Below are 18,912 nucleotides of genomic sequence, written 5' to 3'. Positions count from 1 at the left end.
TGGGTTCATTTGCGCTGGGAGAAACAGTCTGACGTGGACGACTTGATCGCTGTTGTGGGAATGTCCTGCCGGTTTCCCGGTGCTGCCGATCCCGCGCGATTCTGGCGGCTGCTCCACGACGGGTCCGACCTGGTCAAGGACGTGCCGGAGGGTCGCTGGGCCGCGCGCGACGCGGCCGGCCGGGGCGGCTTCCTCGACGAGGTGGACCGGTTCGACGCGGATTTCTTCGCGATGTCGCCGCGAGAAGCCGCGGCGACCGATCCGCAGCAGCGCCTGGCGCTGGAACTGGCGTGGGAAGCGGCCGAGGACGCGGGGATCGTGCCCGGCCGCGTCGACGGCGGGGTGTTCGTCGGGGTCGGCGCGGGCGACTACGCGGTGCTGCGGCAGCGGGCCGGGGTGGTCGACCGGTTCTCCCTCACCGGCCTGAACCGGGCCATGGTCGCGAACCGGCTGTCGTACGCGCTGGGGTTCGGCGGGCCGAGCCTGATCGTGGACACCGGGCAGTCGTCGTCGCTGGTCGCGGTGCGGATGGCCTGCGAGAGCCTGCGGCGCGGCGAGGTCGGGGTGGCCGTGGCGGGCGGGATCTCGCTCAACCTCGCGGTGGAGAGCGCTCTCGCAGCCGCGGAGTTCGGCGCGCTGTCGCCCGACGGGCGTTGCCACACCTTCGACGCGCGCGCCAACGGGTACGTGCGGGGCGAGGGCGGCGGCCTGGTGGTGCTGAAACCCCTGGAGAACGCCCTCGCCGACGGGGACGAGGTGTACTGCGTCATCCACGGCGGCGCGGTCAACAACGACGGCGGCGGCCTCCACCTGACGACACCGGACGTGCGCGCCCAGGCGCGGCTGCTGCGCGCCGCCTACCTCGACTCCGGCGTCGACCCGGGCGAGGTCCAGTACGTCGAGCTGCACGGGACCGGGACGCGGGTCGGTGACCCGGTGGAAGCCGCCGCCCTCGGTGCCGTGCTCGGGAATGCGCGCGAGGCCGGGCGCCCGGTGCGGGTGGGGTCGGTGAAGACCAACATCGGACACCTGGAAGGTGCGGCGGGAATCGCCGGGCTGATCAAGGCGGCGTTGGCGATCCGGCACCGGCGGGTGCCGCGCAGCCTGCACTTCCGCACGCCGAACCCGGACATCGCGCTGGACGCGCTCAACCTGCGGGTGCAGGCCGAGACCGGGCCGTGGGCCGACGACGACCGCCCGCTGGTCGCGGGGGTCAGCTCGTTCGGCATGGGCGGGACGAACTGCCACCTCGTGCTCTCGGACCGGTTCCCCGCCCGGCCGCCCCGCCCTGGGGGCCGGGTACCGGACGCGCTCCCCTACGTGCTGTCCGGCAAGTCCGAGCAGGCGTTGCGCGCCCAGGCCGCGGCGTTGGCCGACCACCTCGCGGCCGACGCCGCGCAGGACCGGGCCGACGTGGCGCACACGCTGGCCACGGCGCGGGCTTCGTTCCCGCACCGGGCGGTGGTGGTGGCCGGCGGCTTGGAGGACCTGGCGCGGCAGCTCCCGTCCCCGGTCGTGGTGGGTGACGGGCGGCGGGCGGGCGGCTTGGCGTTCCTGTTCACCGGGCAGGGCAGCCAGCGGTTGGCGATGGGCAGCGGCCTCCGGGCGACCTTCCCGGTCTGCGCGTCGGCGTGGGACGAGGTGTGCGGGCACCTCGACGGTGAACTCGACCGCCCGATCGGCGACGTCCTCGCGGCGGACCCCGGATCGGCCGACGCGGACCTCGTCCACCAGACGGTCTACACGCAGTGCGCGGTGTTCGCGCTGGAGGTGGCGCTGTTCCGGCTCGTGGAGAGCTGGGGCGCGGTACCGGACTTCCTGCTCGGGCACTCCGTCGGCGAGATCGCCGCCGCGCACGTCGCGGACGTGCTGTCACTGCCCGACGCGTGCCGGTTGGTGGCCGCGCGGGGTCGGCTCATGCAGGCGTTGCCCGCCGGTGGGGCCATGGTCGCGGTCGGGGCACCGGTCGCCGAGGTGCGGCGGGCGTTCGACGGGGTGCCGGGACAGCTGGACATCGCGGCGGTGAACGGGCCTGCGGCCACCGTCGTGTCCGGGGACGAGGAGGCGGTCCTGGCGGTCGCGGAACTCCTGTCGTCGGCCGGGCACCGGACCAAGCGGCTCGCGGTGAGCCACGCCTTCCACTCGCCGCGGATGGACGGGATGCTCGCCGACTTCCGCCGGGTCGCGGAGACGGTCGACTTCCACCCGCCGCGCATCCCGATCGTGTCCACCCTGGACGGCGGGCCGGTGGCGCCGGACGCGGACTACTGGGTGCGGCAGGTGCGGGGGACGGTGCGGTTCCTCGACGGGGTGCGGTGGCTGCACGACGAAGGCGGCGTGCGCGCGTTCCTGGAACTGGGACCGGACAGCGTCCTGACCGCGGCTGGGCGGGAATGCCTGGCGGGGAAGGACGTGCTCCTGGTGCCCGCGGTGCGCGCCGGCCAGGACGAGGCCCGTGCGGTCACATCGGCCGCGGCGGAATTGCACGTGAACGGGTACGACGTCGACTGGGGCGGGTTCTTCGCCGACCTACCGGTCCGACGCGTCCCACTGCCCACCTATGCGTTCCAGCGAGAGCGACACTGGATCGACGACAGCACCACGCCCCTTCCCCCGCCGGGCGCACCGGTCGAGCCGGAGCGTGGCGGGCTGGAACACGGCAATCCGGAGAGCGGCGGACCTGGGCACAGCGGGCCTGAAGACCGCCGGCCCCAACACGGTGGGCCTGAGAACAGCAGACCCGAAGACCGCCAGCCCGAACACGGTAGACCCGGACAGACCCAGCCCGAGCGCGGTGGGCCAGGGCACGGTGGGCCGGAGCACCGTGGGCCGGAGCACCGTGGGCGGGAGCACCGTGGGCCGGAGCGCGGTGGGCCGGAGCGCGGTGGGCCGGAGGGAAACCACCCGGTGGACCTGGAGCGGGTGGTTCGGGCGCAGATCGCCCTGGTGCTCGGTCATGCCGGCCCCGACTCCGTCGACCCCAGTCGCGGCTTCCGTGACCTGGGGCTGGGCTCGTTGGACACGGTAGAGCTGTGTGACCGGGTCAACCGGGCGCTGGGCACGGAGGTCCCCGCCACCGCGCTGTACGACCACACCACGGCCTCCGCGCTGGCCGAGCACCTTCGTTCCCTCATCGACGGCACCCTCCCACCCGCACCGGACGGGTCGCCTCACGCCACGGCCGACGAGCCGATCGCGATCGTGGGCATGGCGTGCCGCTTCCCCGGCGGCGTGCGGACACCGGCGCAGCTGTGGGACCTGGTCGCCGACGAGCGCGACGCCGTCTCCCCGTTCCCCGAGGACCGCGGCTGGGACCTTGACCGGTTGTTCGACCAGGATCCCGACCGGCCGGGCACGACCTACGCCACCCGGGGCGGGTTCCTCGCCGACGCGGGCCGGTTCGACGCCGAGTTCTTCGGGGTCTCCCCGCGCGAGGCCCTGGCGATGGACCCGCAGCAACGGCTGCTGCTGGAGACCGCGTGGGAGTCGTTCGAGCGGGCCGGGATCGACCCCGAGCACGCCGGCGGTGAGGTCGGCGTGTTCGTCGGTGCCACCGCGCAGGAGTACGGCCCCCGCCTGCACGAGTCCGCCTCCGAGGTCGAGGGGCACCTGCTCACCGGGACCTCGCCGAGCATCGCCTCGGGGCGGATCGCCTACGCGTTCGGGTTCTCCGGTCCGGCGGTGACGGTCGACACGGCGTGCTCGTCGTCGCTGGTCGCGGTGCACCTCGCGGCCCGATCACTGCGGCAGGGCGACTGCTCGTTGGCGGTGGCGGGCGGTGCGTCGGTGATGGCGTCGCCTGGGATGTTCGTGGAGTTTGCCAAGCAGGGCGGGCTGGCGCGGGACGGGCGCTGCAAGGCGTTCTCCGCTGCCGCCGACGGCACCGGCTGGGCCGAGGGCGTCGGCCTGGTGCTCTTGGAGAAGCTGTCCGACGCGCGCCGCAACGGGCACCCGGTGCTCGCCGTGCTCCGGGCGACGGCGATCAACAACGACGGGCGCTCCAACGGCCTGACCGCGCCGAGCGGCCTGGCCCAGCAGCGGGTCATCGGGCGAGCCCTGGCCGACGCCCGGCTGACACCCGCCGACATCGACGTGGTCGAGGCGCACGGGACCGGCACGACGCTCGGCGACGCGATCGAGGCGCAGGCGCTGGCCGACACCTACGGCAGGCACCGGACACCGGGCGCACCGCTGCTGGTCGGCTCGCTGAAGTCCAACATCGGGCACGCGCAGGCGGCGGCCGGTGTCGCGGGCGTGATCAAGATGGTGCTGGCCATGCGGCACGGCGTCGCGCCCCGGACCCTGCACGCCGACGAGCCGTCCACGCGGGTCGACTGGGCCGACAACGGCATGGCGCTGCTGACCGACGCCCGGCCGTGGCCGGAGACCGGAAGTCCGCGCCGCGCGGCGGTGTCGTCGTTCGGCATCAGCGGCACGAACGCGCACGTGATCCTGGAGGGCGGCGACAGCCCCGAACCCGACCCGGTCGAGCGGCACCGGCAGCCGGTCCCGCTGGCGCTGTCGGCCAAGACCGACGCGGCGTTGCGCGCAGCCGCGCAACAGCTGCTGTCCGCCGTGACCGAGCACGACCCTGCCGACCTGGCGGTCAGCGCGGCCGTCCGGACCCCGGTGTTCGACCACCGCGCGGTGGTCGTCGGCGCCGACCGCGAGGACTTCACCGAAGGGCTGCGCGCGCTCGTCGCGGGCGGTTCGGCACCGGGCACCGTGCGGGGAACCGCCGGGCCACGAGGTGGGCTCGCGTTCCTGTTCACCGGTCAGGGCAGCCAGTTCACCGGCATGGGCGACGACCTGCACGAGCGGTTCCCGGTGTATGCCAGGGCTTTCGACGAGGTGTGCGACACGCTGGACCGGCACCTCGACCGTCCACTGCGGACGGTGATCTCCTCCGCAGGGGGCGAGCTGGACCAGACCGGGTACACGCAGCCCGCGTTGTTCGCCGTCGAGGTCGCGCTGTACCGGCTCCTGGAGCACTGGGGCCTGCGGCCGGACTTCGTCGTCGGGCACTCCGTCGGCGAACTCGCGGCGGCCCACGTGGCCGGGGTGCTGTCCCTGGCGGACGCCTGCGCGCTCGTGGCGGCACGCGGCCGGTTGATGCAGGCCCTGCCCGCCCTCGGTGCGATGGCGGCGGTCGAGGCGTCCGAGGCGGAAGTGACGGGGTCGCTCCCCGACGGGGTGTCGATCGCGGCGGTGAACGGACCGCGCTCCGTCGTCGTCTCCGGTGACGCGGACGCGGTGCTGGCGGTAGCCGACGACTGGGCCGGCCGCGGGCACCGGACGCGGCGGCTGAGGGTCAGCCACGCGTTCCACTCGCCGCACATGGACGGGATGCTCGACGGGTTCCGCGCGGTGGCCGCCGGCGTGACCGTCCGGGAGCCGGTGGTGCCGCTCGTGTCGACGCTGACCGGCCGGGTGGCGACCCGCGCCGAGCTGGCCGACCCGGACTACTGGACTCGGCACGTCCGGGAGGCGGTCCGCTTCCACGACGGCGTGCGGTGCCTGGTCGACCACGGCGTGACGGCGCTGCTCGAAGTGGGCCCGGACAGCGCGTTGTCGGCCATGGCGCAGGAGTCCGCCGGGGACGCCGTGGCGGTGGCCGCCTGCCAGCGCCAAGGACGCCCGCAGGTCACGACCTTGCTGACGGCGGTGTCCCGCCTGCACGTCCTGGGTGTGCCGGTGGACCTCGCCCGCGTGGTCGACGGCGTGCCCGCGCGGCGGGTGGAGCTGCCGACCTACCCGTTCCAGGACCGCGAGTACTGGCTCGCCCCGCCGCGCCCCCGTGGCGCCGCGACCGCGCTGGGCCTGCGCGAGTCCGGGCACGGCGTGCTGGGCGCGACCGTCGACCTCCCGGACGGTTCCGTCGTCGGCACGGCCTCGCTGTCGTCGGCGGCTCAGCCGTGGCTGGCCGACCACGTGGTGGGCGGACGGGTCGTGGTGCCCGCCACCGTGTTCGTCGAGCTGGTCGCGCACGTCGCGGACTCGGCCATCGCCGACCTGGTGATCACCGCCCCGCTGGTGCTGCACCCCGGTGGCAGCGCTCAGCTGCGGGTCACGGTGCAGCCGCCGGACGAGGCGGACCGGCGGCAGGTGAGCGTGCACTCGCGGTACGACGGCGAGGACGCGGTGTGGGTGGAGCACGCAGCCGGGCAGGTCGGGAACACCGGACCCGCCGAACCGTTCGACCTGGCCGCCTGGCCTCCCGCCGGCGCGCAGGAGATCGACGTCGAAGCGCTGTACGCGGACCTGGACGCAGCGGGCCTGGCGTACGGGCCGCTGTTCCGGGGCGTACAACGGGCGTGGCGGGTCGACCAGGACGTCTGCACCGAGATCGCGCTCCCGGACACCCTCGCGGGCCAGGCCGGTGAGCACTCCGTGCACCCGGCGCTGTTCGACAGCGCGCTGCACGGCGGCGGCGAGACCGGGTTCTTCGCCACCGACGACGGTCAGCGGGTGCGGCTCCCCTTCGCCTGGTCCGGTGTGCGAGTGCACTCGCGCGGTGCCGCGGCGGCACGGGTCCGCCTCTCCCCGGTCGGCACGGACTCCGTCTCGGTGCGGATCGCCGACCAGGCGGGCAGGCCGCTCGCGGAGGTCGCCTCGCTCACCGTGCGGGCGCTCCCCGCGGGAGGCCTGGACGGCGGCCGTACGCACGATTCGCTGTGGAAGCTCTCCTGGGTTCCGGTGCCGATCGCCGACACCCCGCCGCAGCCCGAACCGACCTGGGTGCTGCTCGGCACCGACCACTTCGGCAGCGACCACTTCGGCACCGCCCCGACCGCGACCGGCCTGGCCGACCTGGACTCCGTTCCGGACCTGGTGCTCGCGCCGGTGGCCGGTGGCGGGGGGACGGTGCCCGAGGCGGTCGCCGCGGCCTGCCACCGGGCGCTGGCACTGGTGCAGGAGTGGGTGGGCGACGAGCGGTTCGCCTCGTCGCGGCTGGTCGTCCTGACCCGCGGCGCGGTGGCCGGTGACCGGGTCGACCTGGCGCAGGCCGCGGTGTGGGGCCTGGTCCGCTCCGCGCAGCGCGAGCACCCCGACCGGATCGTGCTGGTCGATGTGGACGACGACGAGCGGTCCTCGGCGGCAGTCGTGCGAACGGCCGTGCTGGACGAGCCGCAGTGGGCCATCCGGGAGGGCGAGGCGCTGGTACCGCGCCTGGCGGGCATCGAGCGGGCCGCGGACGACGTCGCCGGGCTCGACCCGGACGGCACCGTGGTGGTCACCGGTGCGTCCGGTGCGCTCGGCGGGCTGGTGGCCCGCCGCCTGGTCACCCGGCACGGCGTCCGGCACCTGCTCCTGGCGAGCAGGCGCGGTGCGCGAGCACCAGGGGCCGCCGAGCTGGCCGCGGACCTGGCCGGGCACGGCGCCGAAGTCGCCTGGGCGGCGTGCGACACGGCCGAGCGGGACGACGTGGCGGCGATGCTGGCCGCCGTCCCCGCCGAGCACCCGGTGACCGCGGTCGTGCACGTCGCGGGCGTGCTGGACGACGGCGTGGTCGGGTCGCTGACGCCCGAACGGGTCGACACCGTCCTGCGGCCGAAGGTGGACGGGGCATGGCACCTGCACGACCTCACCGACAACCTGGCCGCGTTCGTGCTGTTCTCGTCGGCCTCCGGTGTGTTCGGCGCGGCGGGCCAGGCGAACTACGCGGCGGCGAACAGCTTCCTCGACGCGTTGGCGTTGCACCGCAACGCGAACGGCCTGCCCGCGACGTCGTTGGCGTGGGCACCGTGGGCGTCCGCGGGCATGGCGGGCGAGCTGGATGCGTTCAGCCGGGCCCGGCTCGCCGGCATCGGCATGGCCGCACTGTCCGATGAGGACGGTCTCGCCCTGTTCGACGCCGCGCTGGGGGTGGCCGAGCCGCTGGTCGTGCCGCTGCGGATCGACGTGCCCGCACTGCGGATCGCGCCCGGCGAGCTTCCGCCCCCGTTGCTGCGCGGTGTGGTGCGCGCACCCAGGGCCAAGGTGGAACGTGAGCCGTCGGCGTCGTTCCGGTCGGTGCTGGCGGGCATGTCCGGCACCGAGCGCGACCGCGCCGCGCTCGACCTGCTGCGCGCCGAGGTCGCCGGTGTGCTCGACTACGGGCAGGCGGGTCGGGTCGACGTCCGGGCGGGGTTCAAGCAGCTCGGGGTCGACTCGCTGACCGGTGTCGAACTGCGCAACCGGCTCAACAAGGCGACCGGGCTGCTGCTGTCGCCGACCGCGGTGTTCGACTTCCCCACCCCGGAACTGCTGGCGCGCCAGGTGGTCGCCGAGCTGTTCCCGCCGGAGCCCGCGGTGCGGGAAGACCCGGAACCCCCGGTGCGGACGGACCCGGTGGGGCTGGATGACGTCGACTCGATCGACGAACTGGATGTCGCTGACCTCGTCCGGCTGGCTCGCGAGAGCCTCGGCTGATAGGGACCCGGGAACACATGCCTGACAATTCCTCCGATGACGTCGTCGGCGTCCTGCGCGACACCCTCAAGGAGGTCGTCCGCCTCCGCAAGCAGAACCGGGACCTGGTCGAGTCGGCGGGCGAGCCGATCGCCGTCGTCGGGATGGCCTGCCGCTACCCGGGCGGGGTGACCTCGCCGGAGCAGCTGTGGGACCTGGCCGTGTCCGGGCGGGACGCGGTGTCCGGCTTCCCGGAGAACCGGGGCTGGGACCTCGACTCCCTGTTCGACGCCGACGACGCGCGGACCGGCACGTCCACCACCCGTGAAGGCGGGTTCCTGCACGACGCGCCCGCGTTCGACCCGGCGTTCTTCGGGATCTCGCCGCGCGAGGCGCTGGCGATGGACCCGCAGCAGCGGCTGCTGCTGGAAGTCTCCTGGGAGGTGTTCGAGCGCGCGGGCATCGACGCGCTGTCGTTGCGCGGCAGCAGGACCGGCGTGTTCGCCGGCCTGATGTACCACGACTACGGCCCGCCCCTGCACGTGCCGAACGGCCTGGTCGACGGCCACCTGCTGACCGGCGGCACCGGCAGCGTGCTCTCCGGCCGGGTGTCGTACGTGTTCGGCCTGGAGGGTCCGGCCGTCACCGTCGACACCGCCTGTTCGTCTTCGCTGGTGACCCTGCACCTGGCGGCGCAGGCGCTGCGCTCGGGTGAGTGCTCGCTGGCGGTGGCCGGCGGCGTGACGGTGATGTCGACTCCCGGCACGTTCGTGGAGTTCTCCCGCCAGCGCGGGCTGTCCCCGGACGGTCGGTGCAAGTCCTTCGCCCATGCGGCCGACGGCACCGGCTGGTCCGAGGGTGCGGGGGTGCTGCTGCTGGAGAAGCTGTCCGATGCGCGGCGCAACGGGCACCGGGTGCTGGGCGTGATCCGCGGTTCGGCGGTGAACCAGGACGGCGCGTCCAACGGCTTGACGGCGCCGAACGGGCCGTCGCAGCAACGGGTCATCCGCGCGGCACTCGCCAACGCCAAGCTGACACCGCGTGACGTGGACGTGGTCGAGGCACACGGGACGGGCACCAGGCTCGGCGATCCGATCGAGGCGCAGGCCCTGCTGGCCACCTACGGCCAAGACCGCGACGAGCCCCTGTGGCTGGGTTCGGTCAAGTCCAACATCGGGCACACCCAAGCCGCCGCGGGTGTCGCCGGTGTCATCAAGATGGTCATGGCGATGCGCCACGGCGTACTGCCCCGCACGCTGCACGTCGACCAGCCCACCCCGCACGTCGACTGGTCCATGGGCGCGGTCGAACTGCTGACCGACAACCGGGACTGGCCCGAGACCGGACGTCCGCGTCGGGCGGCGGTGTCGTCGTTCGGGATCAGCGGCACCAACGCGCACGTCATCCTCGAACAACCCGACGCGGAGCCGATCACCGACGCGCCGGGCTCGGCCGCCCAGGGCGGTGTGGTGCCGTGGGTCGTCTCGGCGCGCGACGGGGCCGCGCTGCGGGAGCAGGCGATCCGGCTGCGGTCGTTCGTGCGCCGGCACCCCGAGGTGGAGCCGGCGGACATCGGGCGTGCGCTGGTCACGACCCGCGCCCTGCACGATCACCGCGCTGTCGTCCTGGGTGGGACCGCCGACGAGCTGTCGGAAGGGCTCGACGCGCTGGCCACCGGCGTGGTCTCGGCGAGCGCCGGACAGCCGGATGTGGTGTGGGTGTTCCCGGGGCAGGGTTCGCAGTGGGCGGGCATGGCGCGGGAGCTGCTGGAGACTTCCCCGGTCTTCGCCGAGCGGTTCGCCGAGTGCGAGCAGGCGTTGCGGCCGTGGGTGTCGTGGTCGCTGCGCGAGGCGGTCACTTCACCGGCGCCGGAGGCGTTGGACCGGGTGGACGTGGTGCAGCCCGCGCTGTTCGCGGTGATGGTGTCGCTGGCCGCCGTGTGGCGTTCGCTCGGTGTGGAACCGGCTGCCGTGGTGGGGCATTCGCAGGGTGAGATCGCCGCCGCCGTCGTGGCCGGCGCGCTGTCCCTGGCCGACGGTGCCCAGGTCGTGGCCCGCCGGTCGCAGGCCATCGCGGAGCACTTAGCCGGGCCCGGCGGCATGATGTCCGTCGCCGCGCCGGTCGACACCGTCCGCGAGTGGATCACGCGGGACGGGGTCGCGGTGTCCATCGCCGCCGTCAACGGACCTGCCACCGTCGTGGTCTCCGGCGACGGCACCGTGCTCGACTCCTGGGGCGAACAACTGTCCACACAGGACATCAGAGTCCGACGCGTCGCCGTCGACTACGCCTCGCACTCCCCCGCCGTCGAAGGCATCCGCGAGCACGTCCTCGCCGCCACCGAAGGCATCACCCCGCTCAACGCGGAGACGCCCTTCTACTCCACCGTGACCAACTCCTGGGCCGACACCACCAGCCTGGACGCCGACTACTGGTACCAGAACCTCCGCGAAACCGTCCGCTTCGCCGAAGCCACCGAAGCACTGATCGAACAAGGCCACACCGCCTTCCTCGAAATCAGCCCGCACCCGGTGCTCACCACGAGCATCGAAGCCGGCGAGACCGATCTGACCGTCGTCGGCAGCCTCCGGCGTGACGAGGGCAGCCTCCGCAGACTCCTCACCTCGGCCGGCGAACTCTTCACTGCCGGCGTGCCCGTCGACTGGGCGAGCCTGTTCACCGGGACCGCTAAGGCACTGGACCTGCCGACGTACCCGTTCCAGCGGCAGGACTTCTGGCTCCCCTCGGGGACATCCACAGTGGACGTTGCCTCCGCCGGGCTCCGGGACGCGGGACATCCGCTGCTGGGGGCCGTGGTCGACCTGGTCGACAGCGACGGCCTCCTGTTCACCGGCAGGCTGTCACTGGCCACCCACCCGTGGTTGGCGGACCACACGGTCGACGGCACCGTCGTCCTGCCCGGCACGGCGTTCCTTGACCTGGTCCTGCACGTCCGCACGGGCACCGGCCACGACCGGGTGGAAGACCTCACCGTCCACACCCCGCTGGTGATCCCCGAGCGGGCTGCCGTGCACCTCTGCGTCGCAGTGGCGGGGAGCGGGGGCGGACGGCGGGAAGTCGGGGTGTACACGCGGGTGGAGGACGGCCCGTGGACGCGGCACGCCACCGGTGTGCTGTCCGACGAGGAAACCGTGTTGCAGCACGACCTCCGCGAGTGGCCGCCCGCCGGCGCGGTGCCCGTGGACGTGGCCGAGGTCTACCGGCGGCTCGGGGGTGTCGACTACGGGCCTGCCCTCCAGGGCCTCGGTGCGGTGTGGCGGCGCGGTGACGAGACCTTCGCCGAGGTGGCCGCGCCGGGGGCGTCGGACTTCGCCCTGCACCCGGCGTTGCTCGCGGTCGCCGCGCACGCCGTCGAGGGCACGGGCGCAGGGCTGTCGCCGTGGTCGTGGCGGGGCGTGACGCTCGGCGCGTCCGGGGTGGAGCAGTTGCGGGTGCGGATGCGCCCGGTCGGGGACGACACGTTCTCCCTGCACGCCTCCGACGTGTCCGGTCGGCCGGTCCTGGAGGTCGAGGCGGTCGGGCTGCGGTCGACGCGGGTCGAGCCCGGCACGCAGGACTCGCTGTACGCGGTGGACTGGACGGCGGTGCGCGCTCCCGCGTCGACCCCGCGACGCTGGGCCGTGCTGGGCGAGGACCGCCTCGGTGTGGCCGCCGCGCTGGACGCGCGCGGCGAACCGGTCGTGACCTGGTCGGAGCTGTCCGACGACCCGGTCGACGTCGTGGTCGTGCCGGTCGTCGCGCCCGACGGCGACCCGGTGGCGGTGACCCGCGAGGTCGTCAACCGGGTGTTGGCCCTGGTGCGGGACTGGCTGGCGGACGAGCGCTTCACGGGATCGCGACTGGTGGTGCTCACCAGCGGCGCGGTCGACGTGGCCGACGTGCGCGGGGTGGCCACCGCCCCGGTGTGGGGCCTGGTGCGGGCCGCGCAGGCCGAGCACCCCGACCGGCTGGTGCTGGTGGACGCCGACGACGCCTCGGCGCTGCCGGAGGCGGTGGCGGGCGGCGAACCCCAGGTCGTGCTGCGCGGCGGGGCGCTGCGGGTGCCCAGGCTGGTCCGCCGCGGCCCGGCGGACCAGGTCCCGCCCGCCCTCGACGCCGACGGCACGGTGCTGGTCACCGGCGCGACCGGCAGCCTCGGTTCCCTGGTCGCCCGGCACCTCGTGGTCGAGCACGGTGTCCGGCACCTGCTGCTGACCAGCCGCCGGGGCGCCGCTGCCCCCGGTGCCGACGACCTGGTCGCGGAGCTGACCTCGCTGGGCGCGGAGGTGACGCTGGCGGCCTGCGACATGGCCGACCGGGACGCGGTCGCCGACCTGCTCGGCGGCGTCCCCGCGCGGCACCCCCTGACCGCCGTCGTGCACACCGCGGGTGTCCTCGACGACGGTGTCGTCCAAGCGCTCACCCCGGAACGGGTGGACCGGGTCATGCTGCCCAAGGTCGACGCGGCCTGGCACCTGCACGAGCTGACCGGTGGCCTCGACCTGGCGGCCTTCGTGCTGTTCTCGTCGGTGGCGGGCACGGTCGGCGGCGCGGGCCAGGCCAACTACGCGGCGGCGAACGCGTTCCTCGACGCGCTGGCCGAGCACCGACGCGCCACCGGCCTGCCCGCCCAGTCGCTGGCCTGGGGCCTGTGGGCCGGGGAGAGCAGCCTGACCGCCGACCTGGGCGAGGTCGACCTGCGCCGCCTCGGTCGGTCCGGCATCGCGGCGCTGTCGTCGGCGGAAGGGCTCGCCCTGTTCGACGCCGCCCTGCGCGACGGGCGGGCCGTGCTCGCGCCGGTACGGCTGGACCTGCCCGCCATCCGAGCCGGTGCGGTCCCCCACGTGCTGCGCGGCCTGGTCCGGGCGCCGGAGCGCAAGGCCGCGGCCTCGCCGCTGCTGGACCGGCTCCGCGAGGCGGACGCGGAGGAGCAGGGCCGGATCGTGCTCGACCTGGTGTGCGCGCAGGCCGCCGCGGTGCTCGGGCACGACTCGGCGGACGGCATCGTCGACTCCCGGGCGTTCCGCGAGTTCGGCTTCGACTCGCTGACCGCGGTCGAGCTGCGCAACCGGCTCGCCGACACCACCGGCATCCGGCTGCCCGCCACGGTGGTGTTCGACCACCCCACGCCGGGCGCCCTCGCCGAGCACCTGCGCGCCGAGCTGCTGGACACCGCGACCGCCGTGGCCACCGGTCCCGCGATCGGGGTCGCCTCGGACGACGACGCGATCGCGATCGTGGCGATGGGCTGCCGCTTCCCCGGCGGCGCGGACACACCGGAGCGGTTCTGGGAGCTGCTGCGCGACGGCCGGCACGCGGTCTCCGGGTTCCCCGACGACCGCGGCTGGGACACCGAAGCCCTGTTCGACCCCGATCCCGACCGGGTCGGCAAGTCCTACGTGCGCGAAGGCGGGTTCGTCCACGACGCGGGCCGGTTCGACGCCGGGTTCTTCGGCATCTCCCCGCGCGAGGCGCTGGCCATGGACCCGCAGCAACGGCTCCTGCTGGAAGTCTCCTGGGAGGTGTTCGAGCGGGCCGGGATCGACCCGACCGGCCTGCGGGGCAGCGCGACCGGGGTGTTCGTCGGCACCAACGGGCAGGACTACGCCAGCGGGTCCGGGAAGGTGCCGGACGGCGCGGAGGGCTACCTGCTGACCGGTGGCGCGGGCAGCGTCCTGTCCGGCCGGGTGTCCTACGTGTTCGGCCTGGAAGGGCCCGCGGTCACCGTGGACACGGCGTGCTCGTCGTCGCTGGTCGGGATGCACCTGGCCGCGCAGGCGCTCCGGGCGGGCGAGTGCTCGCTGGCGCTGGCGGGCGGTGTGACCGTGATGGCCACGCCGAGCACGTTCGTGGAGTTCTCGCGGCAGCGCGGCCTGGCGCCGGACGCCCGGTGCAAGTCCTTCGCCGGTGCCGCCGACGGGACCGGCTGGTCCGAGGGCGTCGGCCTGCTGCTGCTGGAGAAGCTCTCCGACGCGCGCCGCAACGGGCACCGGGTGCTCGGCGTGATCCGCGGCTCGGCGGTCAACCAGGACGGCGCGTCCAACGGCCTCTCGGCCCCGAACGGGCCGTCGCAGCAACGGGTCATCCGGGCTGCACTCGCCAACGCCCGGTTGACGCCGCAGGAAGTCGACGTGGTGGAGGCGCACGGCACCGGCACCAGGCTGGGCGACCCGATCGAGGCGCAGGCGCTGCTGGCGACCTACGGCCAGGACCGCGACGAGCCCCTGTGGCTGGGCTCGGTCAAGTCGAACATCGGCCACACCCAGGCCGCCGCCGGCGTGGCGGGCGTGATCAAGGTGGTCCTGGCGATGCGGCACGGGGTCGTGCCCGCGACGCTGCACGTGGACGAACCCACCCCGCACGTCGACTGGGACGCGGGCGCGGTGTCGCTGGCGACGGCGGCAGTGGACTGGCCGCGCACCGGTCGACCGCGCCGGGCCGGGGTGTCGTCGTTCGGGATCAGCGGGACGAACGCGCACGTCGTCCTGGAGCTGCCGGAAGACGGTGAACCCCGACAGCACGGTGAACCGGACGCGGGTGTGGTGCCGCTGGTGCTCTCGGCGCGCAGCGGGTCCGCGCTGCGGGAGCAGGCGAGCAGGCTGCTGGCCCTGGTCCGCGAGTCCCCCGACGTCTCGTGGTCCGACATCGGGTCGTCCCTGGTGACGACCCGCGCGGTGCACGACCACCGGGCGGTGGTGCACGGCGGCACGGGTGCGGACCTGGTGGCCGGGCTGGACGCGCTGGCCGCGGGCCGGGCGCTGCCCGGGGTGGTGGTCGGCGAGGCGTCGGCACGGCCCAAGGTCGCGCTGCTGTTCAGCGGGCAGGGCAGCCAGTACCCCGGCATGGGCGCCGGGCTGCACGAAGGCGTGCCCGCGTTCGCGCGGGCGCTGGACGAGGTTGTCGAGGCGTTCGACGGGCTGCTGGACCGGCCGCTGCGCGACGTGGTGTTCGGGTCCGACGCCGAAGTCCTGGAGCGCACGGAGTTCACCCAGCCCGCGCTGTTCGCCTTCGAGGTGGCGGCGTCCCGGGTGCTGCGGGAGTGGGGCGTGCGGCCGGACTTCCTCATCGGGCACTCGGTCGGAGAGATCGCCGCCGCGCACGTCGCCGGGGTGTTCTCCCTGCGTGACGCCTGCGTCCTCGTGGCGGCGCGGGGCCGGTTGATGCAGGCCGCGCCGGCCGGCGGCGCGATGGTGTCGGTCACCGCCACCGCCGACGAGGTCGCAGAGTCCCTTGTGGACGGTGTGGAGATCGCCGCGGTCAACGGGCCGACGTCGGTGGTGGTGTCCGGTGACGCCGACGCCGTCGCGGAGGTCGCCGCGCACTGGGCGCAGCGGGGTCGCAAGACCAGCGGGCTGAGGGTGAGCCACGCCTTCCACTCCGCGCACATGGACGGCGTGCTGGACGAGTTGCACCGGGTCGCCGCCGGGATCTCCTACCAGCCGCCCCGGATACCGGTCGTGTCGAACGTCAGCGGCGCGGTCGTCGAGCCGGAGCGGCTGTGCGACCCGGGGTACTGGGTCGAGCACGTCCGGGCGCGGGTCCGGTTCTTCGACGGCCTCGCGGACCTGGCCGGACGCGGGGTGACCACTTTCATCGAGGTCGGACCCGGTGGCGCGTTGACCGCCGCCGTGCGCAACGGCCTGGACGGTGCGACGGCCGTTCCCGTCACGCGCCGGGAGCACCCCGAGGTGGAGACGCTGTCCACCGCACTGGCGACGGCGTTCGTGCGCGGCGCACGGGTCGACTGGGCCGCCGTCCAGGGTGGGCGGACGACGCGGCCGGTCGAGCTGCCGACGTACCCGTTCCAGCGGGAGCGGTACTGGCTGACGCGGTCCGAAGGACCCGGCGACGTCACCGCGGCCGGGCTGAGCACGGCAGACCACCCGCTGCTCGGTGCGGCGCTCGGGTTGGCCTCGGGCGACGGGCGGGTGTTCACCGGGCGGCTGTCGCGGCGGAGCCACCCCTGGCTCGCCGACCACGTGGTGCGCGACCGGGCGCTGTTCCCGGCGACCGCGTTCCTGGAGCTGGCCACGCACGTCGGCGGGAGCCTCGGGTGCGGTCAGGTCGAGGAGCTGGTCGTGGAGGCGCCGCTGATCGTGGCCGAGGACGGCGACGTCGTGCTCCAGGTCGCGGTGGCGGACGCGGAGCCCGACGGCCGGCGGACGTTCGAGGTGTACTCGCGGGAGTCGGGGTCCGACACGTGGACCCGGCACGCGAGCGGCGCCCTCGCCCCCACCGGTCCGGCCGCCGAGGACGACCTCGGCGAGTGGCCGCCCCCGGGCGAGGCGATCGACGTGGACGGGCTGTACGAGCGGTTCACCGAGAGCGGGTTCGAGTACGGGCCGGTGTTCCAGGGGCTGCGGGCGGCGTGGCGGCGCGACGGCGAAGTCTTCGGCGAGGTGACGCTGCCCGCCGGGCAGGAGGCCGACCGCTTCGGCGTGCACCCGGCCCTGCTCGACGCGGCGCTGCACACGATGGTCTACGCGGGCTTGGACGGCGTCGACAGCGGGATCATGCCCTTCACCTGGGCCGGGGTGTCGCTGCACCGCACCGGGGCGCAACGGCTGCGGGTGCGGTTGGTGCGCACGGCGGCCGACACCGTCGCGCTGACCGCGTCCGACGAGCTGGGCCGGCCGGTCCTGTCCGTGTCGTCGTTGGTGATGCGGCCGGTGCCCGCGCGCCTCGCGGGCGGTGCGGGGCAGGGCTCGGTGTACGGGGTGGACTGGGTGCCCGCGCCGCGCGCGACCACGGGCGCGGACCAGGTCACCATCGGGGGCGCCCGAGCGGACTACGTCGACCTGGCGGCACTGGACGAGGCCGTCGAGGCGGGGGCACCCGTCCCGGCGTCGGTGGTCTTCGAGTGCCCTTCCGGGGACGGCGGCCCCGCCGAGGTGACCGGGCAGGTGCTCACCACCGTGCGGGAGTGGCTGGCCGACGAGCGCTTCGCCGCGTCCCGGCTGGTCGTGGTGACCAGGAACGCGGTCGCCACCGGGCGCGAGCACGGTGTGGACCTGGCGCACGCGCCGGTGTGGGGCCTGCTGCGCTCGGCGCAGTCGGAGCACCCGGACCGGTTCGCCCTGGTGGACCTGGACGAGCACGGCGACCACGCGATCGCCGCCGACGAGCCGCAGGCGGCGGTGCGCGACGGCGAGGTGCTGGTGCCGCGCCTCGTCCGCCGGCGGGTCGCGGAGCAGGCGCGGCCGGTGTTCGGGCCGGACGGGACGGTCCTGGTCACCGGCGCGACCGGCACCCTGGGCCGGGCGGTCGCCCGGCACCTGGTGACCGCGCACGGCGTGCGACGGCTGCTGCTGGTGAGCAGGCGCGGAGCGGACACCGACCTCGTGGACGGCCTGACCGCGCTGGGCGCCGAGGTGCGGGCGGAGTCCTGCGACGTCGCCGACCGCGCCGCGCTGGCGGCCGTGCTGTCCGGGGTGTCCGGGGACCACCCGCTGGCGGCGGTGGTGCACACCGCCGGGGTGATCGACGACGGTGTCGTGGCGTCCCTCGACGCGGAACGGGTCGAGCGCGTGTTCCGCCCGAAGGTCGACGGCGCGCTCAACCTGCACGAGCTGACCAGGGACGCGGACCTCTCCGCGTTCGTGCTGTTCTCCTCGGTCGCCGGGGTGATCGGCTCCGCCGGGCAGGGCAACTACGCGGCGGCCAACACGTTCCTGGACGCCCTGGCCGCGCAACGGCGGCTGCTGGGCCTGCCCGCCGTCTCGCTCGCGTGGGGCCTGTGGGCCGAGGACAGCGGCATGACCTCGAAGCTGGACGCCGCCGACCTGCGGCGGATCGCCCGCAGTGGTGTCGTCCCACTGTCCACAGAGGACAACCTGGCGCTGTTCGACGCCGCGACGGCCGGTGACGAGCCCCTGCTGGTCCCGGTGAAGCTCGACGCCGCGGGCGGGCAGTCGCCGCTGCTGCGCTCGGTGGCGGGCACCCCGCGCGCCGCGGCCCGCGTCGAGGACGAGGGCTGGGCGCGGCGACTGGCGGGCAGGTCGGACACCGAGCAGCACAAGATCCTGCTCGAGTACGTCAGCGCCGAGGCCGCGGCCGTGCTCGGCCACACCGACGCGCGGGCCGTCGCGCCCGACCGGGGCCTGCTCGACTCGGGCTTCGACTCGCTCACCGCGGTCGAGCTGCGCAACCGGCTGGGCTCCGGCACCGGCCTGCGGTTGCCCGCCACGCTGCTGTTCGACTACCCGACCCCTGCCGCCATCGCGGGCCACCTGCGCACCGGCCTGGTTCAAGACGCCGACGGCGCGGCGGCGGGCGCGGTGCTGTCCGGGATCGCCGGCCTGCGGTCGAGCCTCGCGGCGCTGAGCCCGTCGAGCCCCGTCGGCGCCGAGGTGACCGAGCGCCTGGAAGAACTGCTTCGCGGGTGGAGGGACGCGGCGGGCGACGGAGCGGTCGCGGCCGGTGACCTCGATTCAGCGAGCGACGAAGAGATGTTCGACCTCCTCGGCAAGCGGTTCGGCATCTCCTAACACGCCATCGTCCCCACCTTCCCTTCCGGTCTGG

At 74.6% G+C, this 18,912-nt stretch carries 2 protein-coding genes; both read left to right on the top strand.

Features of this window, described 5'->3' with window-relative positions:
- Window positions 1-33 precede the first annotated feature (33 nt).
- Window positions 34-8,412, top strand: a complete 8,379-nt coding sequence (locus OQ02_RS41685) for a type I polyketide synthase (RefSeq protein WP_197043651.1) — start codon at window positions 34-36, stop codon at window positions 8,410-8,412.
- Window positions 8,409-18,878, top strand: a complete 10,470-nt coding sequence (locus tag OQ02_RS41680; RefSeq protein ID WP_442973730.1) for an SDR family NAD(P)-dependent oxidoreductase — start codon at window positions 8,409-8,411, stop codon at window positions 18,876-18,878. The genes OQ02_RS41685 and OQ02_RS41680 overlap by 4 nt, the downstream gene beginning before the upstream one ends.
- The last annotated feature ends 34 nt before the right edge of the window (window positions 18,879-18,912 follow it).

Origin of the sequence: Saccharothrix sp. NRRL B-16314 (genome assembly GCF_000716595.1) — a bacterium.
Lineage (GTDB): Bacteria > Actinomycetota > Actinomycetes > Mycobacteriales > Pseudonocardiaceae > Actinosynnema.
Note: the sequence above shows the minus strand (reverse complement) of the source record. Positions and strands in the feature narration are given on the sequence as shown.